Here is a 10,326-nt window from a genome sequence, read left to right on the forward strand (position 1 = left end):
GGTCCCGGTTGTTGACCGCCTTGAACTTCGATCCATCCAAAGCGACGGTCGCCCCGGTGAAGAGCTGCAGATCCCGGCACAGCACCACGAACTGCCGACAGGCCGCCTGGATCGCAGGTCCGTTGTCGCGCCTGAAGTTGGCGATCGTCTTGTGATCGGGAGCCAGCCGGCCGGTCAGCCACATCACCTCGATGGTGCGCTGTGCCTCACGCTCGAGCCGCCGGCTCCACGGCACGCGGTTGAGATAGCCGTAGAGGTGGAGCTTCAGAAGCGTGGCCGGATCATGAGCGGGCCGTCCCGTCGCCGCGGGCTCGAAGCGGGTGAAGCCGAGGGCGCCCAGATCGAGTTCGTCGATGAAGACCTCGATCACCCGAACCGGATTGTCGGCGGTGACGTAGTCGTCCAGCGAACTGGGCAGCAACCAGGACTGCCGACGATCCTGTCCTTCGACGAACCGACCCATGCTGGCCTCCGCAGATGAGGCGGCAAGTCTATCTCAGATGGGACTTTTGACACAGCCTCGGTCGGTAGCAGGCCGTCGGCTTTTACGGCCGGCCTTCGCTGAAGCGGTCATTCTGCTTTCGGCCAGATCCTGTCGTTCGTGGCCGCCCAGACGTTGGCGCCCGGAACCATCTTTTATCGGCGTGTGATGTGCGGCCTGCGTCAGGAAGTCCGGTTTGTTCGTTCTTCGATTATGCGGAGCGCCTTGAGCCGCTCATCGTCGTTCGGAAGTGCGCGGAAAGCCCGGATCAACCTGGCGAGCAGGTATGTGCCGTGCAGATCACCGGCCTTGTCCAGTTCGACAGCAATTTCAGTCGCAAACGCTTGCACAGCTACGCTGACGGCTGCCGCAATCAATCGCAGAAGATGATCGTCTCGCTCGTCGTGCGCCAAGGGCTACTCGAATTCTCTGTCGGCCGATGCGGGATGCCCCGTACCTAGACGATCAAACCGAGCCGGAAACCCTCGGCGACAGATTGAGCCCGATTGCGTGTTCGAAGTTTTGTGCGCACCCCGCGCAGGTGTGAGTCGACCCCGTGTTCCGAGATGCCCATGATCTCGCCGATTTCCCAGTCGGTTTTTCCCTCAGCGGTCCACTGAAGGGTCTCACGCTCGCGCGGTGAAAGGCCGACGGATTGTTCGATTGGCTGGCCGCGCACAAGCAGGCCGTGACCGAAGGCGTAGCTCGCGACAAGCGTCAGCATCCCGCGATGCTCAGGGGCTATCTCGAGCCGGCGGCCCGCAAAGCTCATCCCGCCGATCTCGCCCTCGACGGTCGTCAGGGGGACCGTGTAGCCGTCGCGAAGGCCGAACTCGGCCGCCTCGTTCATAATTTGAACAGCGGTGTCTGACGTCGGCGACGGAAGTGCGGGGTCGCGCCAGCCAAATCCCGTCTGCCTGTGCAGGGTTTGCACGACGATCGGATCGTGTGCAGCGTAGCGCCGATGCAGGTACCGTTGCCGCCACTCGTCAGGAACGCTTTCCATCACCAGGAACTGCCGGTTGAAGCCGGTCAGGGCGGAAGATGTAGGGAGGAGCCCGGCGATGATCGCGTCGATCCCAAAACCTGCGAGTTGGCGGTGTACCGTTGAAACCACCTCCGGAACGCTGACAGCTCGGTCAAGCTCTTTGAGCAACTTGAGCGTGTGATCGAGTGATTTTCGGCTCACGACAGTCCCAATCGCCTGCTCTCGAAAGCTTCGAGCCGCGGTTCAACTGACGATAGCACCGAGACCTCATCTCCGGAAATAGCCCACACCGCGCAACAAACGGGTGGACACCACGCGTTCGCGTGGTGTCGCGCGCCTCGTCGGGCGGGCACACCAAGCACGGAGGTGTTTCATGATTCAAGTCATCACTGCCGCGAATATCGATCATAACCGAGACCTAATGGAGCAAGCGTGGCGCCTGCGGCATAGGATTTTCGTGGAGGAGATGGGCTGGGCAGCAATCGAGCGCGATGACAAGCGTGAGATCGACGAGTTTGACGACGAGCACGCCGTCCATCTTCTCGCAGTCGACGACAATGAGGTTGTGGGATACTCCAGGCTTCTTCCAACCGCACGCCCCTACGTTCTCTCCACGCATTTGCCTCAGCTTTGCGAAGGCGTGCCACCCTCCTCACCGCATATCGTCGAATGGAGTCGGATCGGCGTTGCCGGTTCCGCTCGCACCTCGGGCCGTCGGCTTAATCCAACAGCCCTGGCCATTCTCACAGGCATCGTCGAGTGGGGGTTGCCTCGAGGCCTGAAAGGCTTCGTCTCCGAAATGCCAACGAGTTGGCTCTTGCGGCTGCTTCAGTTGCATATCCATGCCCTACCACTTGGGCTTCCGCAGATGATCGATGACGTCGAGATCGTCGCGGTCAATGCCGGCTTCGACGGCCGCAGCCTCCGACAGCTGCAAAAGATGCGCGGAAGCACGGACTCGGTCTTGGCGCCAGAGAGCCGGGTCGCTGCCCGGCTGGCAAGCTGAAGAAGGTCACCATGTCATGAGCAACGCGCTGGCCAATGGCAGCCATGTCGATGACGGGGGTGAACTCATAAGGCGCGCCGCCGAGCAAGCCCTGGATCTTCGACAAACCGTCAACGAAATAATTGACCCGAAGCTACTCGAACTTGTTGACGTCGCGCTGATCGAGCTTGGATTTATCCTTTCCAAGCTAAAGTGACGATCATTTTGAACAACATCTCCAGGTAACAGAACCTGCAAATCACGACAATTGGCAGCTTGATTTGCCTATCAACATCATCTTCCTGTCGCTGTAATTCGTCAAAAATCCAGCGACAGGGCACTTATTTCTGAAAATATTTACTGGCGCTGCGAATACCCAGCAAGTGGCATCAGTCTTATGCTTTTGTCGGTAGTAGGGGGCCATGTGAGGAAAACTTCAATGACTAAAATGTCTTCTCAAAAATTACTGCCACACTCATGCCTTGAGCTGGCAGCTGAGATCACGGCTGCCTATGTCACCAACAATCACATCGCAGTCGCAGATCTGCCAGGTTTGTTCGAGTCCATTCATTGGGCACTCTGCAACCTGCAGCAGCCATCAGACGAACTCCATTCAGCCATCGCAACCACTGAAGTCCCGACTCCTGCTCAGATCCGCAGATCGGTCCAGCATGACCACATCATGAGCTTTATCGACGGACGTTTGTACAGGACCCTAAAGCGACATCTTACCGCCCACGGCCTTACGCCTGAGACGTACCGTGCCCGCTACCGCCTGCCCAGCGACTACCCGACTGTGGCCCCCAGCTACGCCGAGCAACGCTCGGCGATCGCAAAGGCGATCGGTCTTGGGGTACCGGGGGCACGGAGTGTTCGGCAACCGCAACAAGCCGCAGAATGAGACCCGGAGGCTCACCTTTCGCCCGAACTAAGATCCGTGGGGGCCCTCCGATAGCCCGAGAACTTGCATAGGCCGTTGATCACAAACGAGGTCAACCTCGGCATGGCTCAAAGCCATACCTCAGGGAGGGCTACTTTTAAGGGGGGAGCCACGTCAACGGTGAGGTCTACGGCGCTACGGGTGGTAAAGCACCGCGTAGTTTTTCTCTCAGTTGGTGGGAAGCAGTCTTTCCTCTAGCGGTTGTTTGCGACGATCAGATGCTCGATGCCGGAGTCGAACGTTTTCGGCACAAGCTATCCGGTCAGGTCCTCCATCCCGGAAAGCAGCTGGCTGTTTGCCAAGCCCCGCTCTTCGCATGACCGGTGGTGAACGGCGCCTTGAGGTCGGAGCCGGCATTACCCTTCAGGAACCGGCACCGAAGAAGGAGCTTGGCTCACCGAGTCGGTACAGTCGCCGGCCGGGAGAAACGCATGTCTGCCGATACCGAGAAGCATCGCGCTCTGCTTGGCGCCCTCAAGGACGCCCAAGGCAAGGGCGACGGTTCATTCGAGAAGGCTGTCACCGCAGCGTTCGAACACGTCTTCGAGCACCTGGGCCGCCTAAACGACCACGTCGCGCGGGGCGGTCCCAATGGCGAGGACAGGCGTCTCGAGAACGGGGAATCCGCGACCTTACGATAATCGCGACCCCATCGTTGAGGCGTTGACGCTCAGAGGCGCCAACGCCTTTAGGCGCAATCAGGCGTTCTGCCCGACCGCAGATCTTACGGGAAGGACCCAGTTCGGTCTGACGAAGTGGCAGGTGTACCCATCGGGCCGCCGCTCCAGGTAATCCTGGTGTTCGGGCTCGGCCTCCCAGAAGTCTTCGGCGGGCGCCACCTCGGTCACGACCTTCCCGGGCCACAGGCCGGATGCGTCGATGTCGGCGATGGTGTCCTCCGCAACCCGACGCTGGTCGTCGTCGGTGTAGTAGATCGCCGAACGGTATCTTAGAGCGTCTAACGGAACCGTCTGATCTGGTTGAGGGTGATGAGGCTGGCGGCGAGGCTCGTGAAGGCTTCGTAGATGTCGGCGCGCCGCTCGTAACGGACGGGCAGGCGGCGGAAGCGGTTGAACCACGCGTGGGTGCGCTCGACGACCCAGCGGTGACGCCCGAGCTTTTCGCTGCTCTCGATGCCTTTGCGCGCGAAGCGCGGCACAATCCCGCAAGCCCGGCACTCCTAGCGTCGGACCTTGGCATCGTAGGCCTTGTCGGCGTTCAGCTTGCTGGGCCGCCGACGCGGGCGTCCACGTCGTCCGCTGCGCAGGGGTGGGATAGCGTCGAGCGTCGGGGCCAGCATCGGGCTGTCGTGCCGGTTGGCCCCGCTCAGGCAGAAGCCGAGCGGCGTGCCGCGCGCATCGGTGACGAGGTGGCGCTTCGTGCCCGCCTTGCCCCGGTCCGTCGGGTTCGGGCCGGTGGCAGAGCCCCTTTTTTGGCCGGGACAGACGCACTGTCCAGGCTGGCCCGGCTCCAGTCGATTTGCCCGACCGCGTGCAGACGCTCCAGCAGCACCTGATGCAGGTGCGCCCAGACGCCCGCCTCTTGCCAGTCGCGCAGACGCCGCTAGCAACTCATCCGCAGCCACAGCCCATCTCGGGCGGCAGCATCTCCCAGGGCAGGCCCGAGCGCAGCACGAACAGGATGCCGGTCAGCGCGGCCCGATTCTCGATCGGGCGGCGACCGCCCTTCGGGCGTGGTCGGAGCGGTGGTAGAAGCAGGGTGATCGCGTCCCAGAGATCATCCGGCAGAAGCGGGCGAGCTATACCAACCAACGCAGGCCCAGACGATCCGTGCCCGTTCTGTTAGGCACTCTTAATCGTGCGTGTCGCTCCGCTCGGCGTGCTCGGCGCCGTAGCCTACACGGTCGGCAAGTACGGCGTCGGCTCGCTCACCCAACTGCTTCCCTTGTTGGCTTGTTCTACGTCGCGGTGGCGTTCTTTGTGATCGTAATCCTTGGCTCTGTGCTTCGGGCCGCCGGAGTGAACATCTTCAAGTTCCTCGGTTACCTGCGGGAAGAACTGACCATCGTGTTGGGAGCCGCGTCCTCGAATGCCGTGCTACCGCAGATCATGCGCGAGGTGGAATACATGGGCGTGAAGCCCTCGGTGGTCGGGCTCATCGTGCCCATTGGCTACTCGTTCAACCTCGATGCCTTCTCGATCTACCTGACTCTGGCCGTGGTGTTCATCGCGCAAGCGACTGGCACACCGCTATCGTTTGGCGATCTGCTGTTCGTGCTCGGCATCTCGTTGGTCACGTCAAAGGGCGCGCACGGCGTGCCGGGTTCAGCCATCGTGATCGTAGCGGCTACCTTGAGCGCGGTTCCCTCGATCCCTGCGATCGGCCTCGTGCTGGTCCTATCGGTGGACTGGTTCATCGGCATGGCACGTGCAGTCGGCAACCTGATCGGCAATTGCGTTGCCACCGTCGTCGTGGCCGCCTGGGAGGGCGACCTGGATAAGGCGCGGGCGCGGGCGGTGCTCGACAACCCGCCATCCGATATTGCGGTCATCTCGGTGGGCGAGCTGCTTGCCTGAATTTCATTCACATCGCCTGCCACCCGATCAGGGATGGTGGGCGATAGGCCCCAATCGGGCCTATAACCGTTCCCGGTAAGGCGAAGAGAGCAGCAGATGGGCGATTTGCGCGTGACGGCCGGGCCGTTCGTATTTGGGGCACAGTTCGAGGAAGAAGTTGCGCCCAAGACTTGCGCGGCGTTCCGCGCGCGCATGCCGTTCAAGACCCAAGCGGTACACGTCCGGTGGAGCGGCGAAGGTGTGTGGATGCCGCTTGGGGACTACGACTTCGGTGTAGGCTACGAGAACCACACCAGTTACCCAGCACCGGGACAGATCATTCTCTATCCCGGTGGGATCAGCGAGACTGAGATCCTACTTGCCTACGGCGGCGTGCATTTCGCCTCGAAGATGGGCCAGCTCGCGGGCAACCATTTCCTCACGTTGACCTCTGGCTTGGAGAACCTGCGTAAGCTCGGCGAGATGGCGCTGTGGCAGGGCGCTCAATCGATTGTTTTTGAGATAGATGAATAATGAACAAATCGTCTGCTCGGATGGGCAGTATCAGCCTCTATATAGTGGATCAGATACTTGCCTCGCTCACCAGCCGAACGAGCCGCATCCGCGTGATCGCGGCGATCTCATCAAGGGCGGCAGACGCCTCCTCGTCCCGCGAGCACAGGAGGCGCGCCTCGAACAGCGCGAGGATCTCGCTTCGGTCCCGGCCACGCACAGCAACGATGAACGGGAAGCCAAATTTCTGTCGATAGGCTGGGTTCAACCGATCGAAGGCGTCCGCGTCCTGCTGCGGCATCCGGTCGAGCCCGGCGGCGCCCTGCTCGCTCACGGACTCGGCGGTCATGCTCTTCGCCCGCGCCTCAGGGCCGGCGAGTTCCGGGTGACCGTTGAGGAAAGCCAGACGCCGATCTGGCGGGGTGGCGCGTACCGCAGCCATCATCGCCGCGTGCAAGTCCGAGACGCTGGCGAAGGGGCGGCCTAGCCAAGCGGCCTCCGCCACCCAAGCGGCGTGCTCGAACACCCCACCGAGTAGGACGACGAAGGCGTCCCGCTCCAGGTCGTTGACGGCGGCGATGTCGGGCACGGGGCCTCAGCTGCCGCGGTAGGTGGTGAAGCTGCCCGGCGCGCACAGCATCGGTACGTGATAATGCTGCTTGGCGTCGAAGATCGCGAAGCGCACCACGGGGTCGTCGATGAAAATGTCGGCCTCTGCCGTGCCAGACCGAGCCTTCAGGTAGTCGGTGACGTGGAACACCAACTCGTACTGGCCGACCTTGGCCTCGCCGCCGGGCAGGATCGGCTTGTCGGTGCGCCCATCGGCGTTAGTGACGACGCTTCTCATCAAGCGCCACTTGCCGTCCTCCATCATCGAGAAGTCGATGCGCACCCCGCTGGCGGGACGGCCGCGGTCGGTGTCGAGGACGTGGGTCGAGATGCCGGCCATGATCTTTGGTGTCCTGAGCGAGGGATGAGGTCTATCCGTTCGGACGGTGCCGATCTCAGCTACCGCGATAGTACGAATAGCCCCAGGGCGTGAGCAGCACCGGCAGGTGGTAACGCTGGCCGGCGTCGCGGATCTGGAAGCGGATCGGTACGAGGCTCAGGAAGTTCGGGTTGGGAAGTTTCACGCCGAGCTTCGAGAAATAGTCCTCGAAATGCATCACCAGCTCGTAGTGGCCAGCCTTAAAGGCGTCATCGATGAGCACCGGGTCGGCCGGGCGCCCGGTCGCCGTGGTGGTGATGGTTTTGAGTGGCTTGTAGCCTTCGCCATCAAGCATCGCGAGGTCGCAGACCATGCCGGCGGCGGGCGTGCCATGAAAATTGTCGATGGCGTGCAGGGTCAACCGCGGAGAGAGGCCGGTCTGTGAAGTTGGGGCGGTAGTCAGTGCGCCGGGTTTGGCCGGAGGGCTCGTGGGTGCGCCCTGCGCCATCACCGTGCTTGCGGAAGCCACCGCCGCGGTGCTGAGGCCGACGCGGACGAGGCTGCGTCGCGTCAGTTCGGATCGATTTGACGGATGATCCAAGGTTGGCTCCTGATGGCGGTGAGATTACGCCGGCTCGTGCGCGGCGCGGGACGCTGCGCGCTGCTCCAGTTCCGGGGTCGCGGGCGGGACGAAGGCGAGGATCAGCGCGAGCGAGAGCGCTTCGACGGCCGCGACGATCCATAGGCCGATCGAGACCGAGCCGGTGTGCTCGCGCAGATAGCCCATCACCGCCGGGGCGCCGAAACCCGCGAGGTTGGCCACCGAGTTGATGAGCGCGATGCCAGCTGCCGCGGCCGAACCCGCCAAGAAGCGCCCCGGGATCTGCCAGAAGACGGGGATCGCGCTCATCGTGCCGACTATCCCTACTGCGAGCGCGATCATCGCCAGGATGGGCGCGCTGGATACGAGAAGGCCGGTTACTGCGATCGCGGCGGCGCCCACGAACGCCGCCACGCCGCAATGCAGGCGTACCTCCCCCGTGCGGTCCGAGTCGCGTCCGTTGAGGATCATCCCGGCACCGCCGCACAGGTAGGCCGCCGACATGATCCAGCCGACGGTGAGCGGGTCGGTGAAGCCGGCATCCCGTACTACGCTCGGTCCAAAGAAGGTCAGCGCCGAGTTCGCCGTGACGATGCAGAAGAAGATCGCGATGCATTGCCAGACACGAACATCCTTCAGCGAGGCGAGGATGCGGTGCTCGCGCGGGCCCTGGGCTGCGGCGTCGCGGGCTAGGTCGGCCTCGACCAGCGACCGCTGCTCGGGCGTCAACCAGTTGGCCTTGGAGGGCCGGTCGGTCAGATAGATTAGCGTGACGACGCCCGCGAGGATCGACGGAATGCCCTCCAGCAGGAACACCCACTGCCAGCCCGCCCAGCCGTTGACGCCGTTCATACCGTTGAGGATGCCGCCTGCGAGCGGACCGCCGATGACGCCGGCCAGTGCCGAGGCTGACATGAACAAGCCGAACACCTTGGCGCGCCGCTCGCTTGGGTACCAGTATGTCAAGAACAGGATCACCCCGGGATAGAAACCGGCCTCGAACACTCCGAGGAAGAAGCGCAGCACGTAGAAGGACGCCGGCGTTGTGACGAACATCATCGCCACGCAGCAGATTCCCCACAGGAAGGTGATCCGCGCGATGGTCTTGCGGGCACCAATGTATTCCAGCAAGAGGTTGCTTGGCACCTCGCAGATAAAATAGCCGATGAAGAATATGCCGGCACCGATGCCGTAGACGGTCTCGCTGAATTTGAGATCGGCCAGCATCTGAAGCTTGGCGAAGCCAATGTTCACCCGGTCGATCCAGGATAGAACCCAGAGGGCCATCAGGAACGGCAGCAGCCGCAGGGTAATCCGACGGTAGGTGTTATCGAGCGTGGCAGGCGGATTGAAGGCCGGCGCATCAGAGGCTGAGTACGACTGGATAGCCATCGATCCCCCCTAAGGATCAGACACATCACCCGTGTCGAGGGATATCCCCACTTGGCGACTGCAATATACGAGCCATCTCTCCATACGGCTTCGTGATTGATCGTCGCCCCGCTGCGTTTTCGCTAAAATGCTTCGATTGCGAACGAAAGGATCAGGCTAGTTCCAACACCCCTGCTTGTTCGACGGTCCGGCAGCAGCGCAACTTGCGCACTTTGATGGATGGTCGAAAGCATCTTGAACGGCCGGCACGAGCGAAACACCGATCGTCCAGTTCCGGGCGTCATGCCAAATACTGCTTCTGGCCTTTATCGGACTTCTATCGTATTCGTTTGGATCTCGGGTATCTGATCATCTTCCTGACAAACGCTGGCCATGTATGTCGCGCCCGCCGAGGTTGCCAATTCGGTCGGGTTCCGCATTGGAAATTCAAACGTCGAAAAAACGTGTCCGTGGGCAGCCGGCAGCGAGAACGCTGCGATGTCCGGTTTAGCACCTCGCGCAACCGAAAGCCGCCAGACCGCTTTCGGCCAGACTACGCCATGCCGGACCGCCAAGCAGCGCAAAACCGGCCGTTCAGCTTTGCGCCCATCCCGTTCATTCAGATGGTTTTGACGGCGTCCCGTAAGCGGACGCTACCGGCTGCAATGGACCATTCGCATAAGGGCTGGTTACGGAACCGAGGCCGCCGAGCCCTACTGCCACGTTCCACACAGGTCTTGAACGTCCGTCTTTGTCCGTTCCAAAAACCGAAAGCCACATGGTGGAACGGCCAGGCTTTAGGCTGTCGTCCATCCCAGATGGGTAGGCTCTATTGGACCGAGCCTACCATCGCATCCACTGCATGAGTTGCCGGCAACCGAGCCGAAGGCGTATGCGACGGCCGCTATGGGTGCAGGCTGTGTGAAAACGCGCTGATTTGGTAGAGTAGATCCTGGTCTGAGGAGGTCGGGATGAAGCGCTTCATCGCAGGCGAGGATCGTCA

The 10,326-nt window shown here is 61.9% G+C and carries 12 protein-coding genes and 3 pseudogenes; 6 read left to right on the forward strand and 9 right to left on the reverse strand.

The window, feature by feature from the left end; translation table 11 throughout:
• From BM228_RS32135 to BM228_RS32140, 3 genes are all read right to left on the reverse strand, one after another.
• The coding region (locus BM228_RS32135) for a transposase (protein WP_139234323.1) at positions 1-463 on the reverse strand (463 nt) is incomplete at its 3' end.
• 200 nt (positions 464-663) lie between these two features.
• The gene (locus tag BM228_RS34350) at positions 664-894 is read right to left on the reverse strand and encodes a hypothetical protein (protein WP_139234324.1); all 231 of its coding nucleotides are present in this window, start codon (positions 892-894) and stop codon (positions 664-666) included.
• A gap of 44 nt (positions 895-938) precedes the next feature.
• A complete protein-coding gene (locus tag BM228_RS32140) occupies positions 939-1,670 on the reverse strand; it encodes an autoinducer binding domain-containing protein (RefSeq protein ID WP_092047256.1) in 732 nt (243 codons plus the stop codon).
• Between the two features lie 172 nt (positions 1,671-1,842).
• Between BM228_RS32140 and BM228_RS32145 the strand changes: the two genes are divergently transcribed.
• The 4 genes from BM228_RS32145 (at position 1,843) to BM228_RS32160 (ending at position 4,035) form a co-directional block, all read left to right on the forward strand.
• Positions 1,843-2,475: an acyl-homoserine-lactone synthase gene (locus BM228_RS32145; RefSeq protein ID WP_092047258.1), complete on the forward strand. Its 633-nt coding sequence runs from the start codon at positions 1,843-1,845 to the stop codon at positions 2,473-2,475.
• A gap of 16 nt (positions 2,476-2,491) precedes the next feature.
• A complete protein-coding gene (locus BM228_RS32150; RefSeq protein WP_092047260.1) occupies positions 2,492-2,671 on the forward strand; it encodes a hypothetical protein in 180 nt (59 codons plus the stop codon).
• Positions 2,672-2,902: 231 nt separating this feature from the next.
• Entirely contained in the window at positions 2,903-3,355 is a 453-nt protein-coding gene (locus tag BM228_RS32155) for a Ros/MucR family transcriptional regulator (protein WP_092047274.1), read from the forward strand.
• A 470-nt stretch (positions 3,356-3,825) separates the two neighbouring features.
• A complete protein-coding gene (locus BM228_RS32160) occupies positions 3,826-4,035 on the forward strand; it encodes a hypothetical protein (protein ID WP_092047262.1) in 210 nt (69 codons plus the stop codon).
• A gap of 57 nt (positions 4,036-4,092) precedes the next feature.
• Here the strand turns inward: BM228_RS32160 and BM228_RS32165 are convergent.
• Both BM228_RS32165 and BM228_RS32170 read right to left on the reverse strand, forming a co-directional pair.
• Positions 4,093-4,416 (reverse strand): annotated as a pseudogene (locus BM228_RS32165) (peptide-methionine (S)-S-oxide reductase); the annotation flags it as partial.
• Positions 4,353-5,157: pseudogene (locus tag BM228_RS32170) on the reverse strand (IS5 family transposase). The pseudogenes BM228_RS32170 and BM228_RS32165, both read right to left, overlap by 64 nt.
• Positions 5,158-5,206: 49 nt before the next feature.
• Here BM228_RS32170 and BM228_RS32175 point away from each other — a divergent pair.
• Positions 5,207-5,931 (forward strand): annotated as a pseudogene (locus BM228_RS32175) (cation:dicarboxylate symporter family transporter); the annotation flags it as partial.
• Positions 5,932-6,027: 96 nt separating this feature from the next.
• Positions 6,028-6,444, forward strand: a complete 417-nt coding sequence (locus BM228_RS32180; protein WP_092047264.1) for a DUF3830 family protein — start codon at positions 6,028-6,030, stop codon at positions 6,442-6,444.
• 49 nt (positions 6,445-6,493) lie between these two features.
• Here the strand turns inward: BM228_RS32180 and uraD are convergent, their stop codons facing one another.
• Genes uraD through BM228_RS32200 form a run of 4 tightly spaced genes read right to left on the reverse strand, consistent with a single transcriptional unit; the run spans position 6,494 to position 9,344 of the window.
• On the reverse strand, positions 6,494-7,012 hold the full coding sequence (uraD, locus tag BM228_RS32185) for a 2-oxo-4-hydroxy-4-carboxy-5-ureidoimidazoline decarboxylase (protein WP_092047266.1): 519 nt from the start codon (positions 7,010-7,012) through the stop codon (positions 6,494-6,496).
• 6 nt (positions 7,013-7,018) lie between these two features.
• Positions 7,019-7,372: a hydroxyisourate hydrolase gene (gene uraH, locus BM228_RS32190; RefSeq protein ID WP_092047268.1), complete on the reverse strand. Its 354-nt coding sequence runs from the start codon at positions 7,370-7,372 to the stop codon at positions 7,019-7,021.
• A 55-nt stretch (positions 7,373-7,427) separates the two neighbouring features.
• Complete coding sequence (gene uraH, locus BM228_RS32195) at positions 7,428-7,952, reverse strand: hydroxyisourate hydrolase (protein WP_092047270.1); 525 nt, start codon at positions 7,950-7,952, stop codon at positions 7,428-7,430.
• A gap of 24 nt (positions 7,953-7,976) precedes the next feature.
• Positions 7,977-9,344 carry an MFS transporter gene (locus BM228_RS32200; RefSeq protein WP_092047272.1) on the reverse strand — a complete coding sequence of 456 codons (1,368 nt, stop codon included), beginning with the start codon at positions 9,342-9,344 and terminating at the stop codon, positions 7,977-7,979.
• Between the last annotated feature and the right edge of the window lie 982 nt (positions 9,345-10,326).

The sequence above is a fragment of the Methylobacterium pseudosasicola genome, from assembly GCF_900114535.1.
Lineage (GTDB): Bacteria > Pseudomonadota > Alphaproteobacteria > Rhizobiales > Beijerinckiaceae > Methylobacterium > Methylobacterium pseudosasicola.

Coding starts and splice junctions, on each gene's coding strand:
- BM228_RS32145 (WP_092047258.1), top strand. CDS start 1,843: ATGATTCAAGTCATCACTGCCGCGAATATCGATCATAACCGAGACCTA.
- BM228_RS32150 (WP_092047260.1), top strand. CDS start 2,492: ATGAGCAACGCGCTGGCCAATGGCAGCCATGTCGATGACGGGGGTGAA.
- BM228_RS32155 (WP_092047274.1), top strand. CDS start 2,903: ATGTCTTCTCAAAAATTACTGCCACACTCATGCCTTGAGCTGGCAGCT.
- BM228_RS32160 (WP_092047262.1), top strand. CDS start 3,826: ATGTCTGCCGATACCGAGAAGCATCGCGCTCTGCTTGGCGCCCTCAAG.
- BM228_RS32180 (WP_092047264.1), top strand. CDS start 6,028: ATGGGCGATTTGCGCGTGACGGCCGGGCCGTTCGTATTTGGGGCACAG.
- uraH (WP_092047268.1), bottom strand. CDS start 7,372: ATGGCCGGCATCTCGACCCACGTCCTCGACACCGACCGCGGCCGTCCC.
- BM228_RS32200 (WP_092047272.1), bottom strand. CDS start 9,344: ATGGCTATCCAGTCGTACTCAGCCTCTGATGCGCCGGCCTTCAATCCG.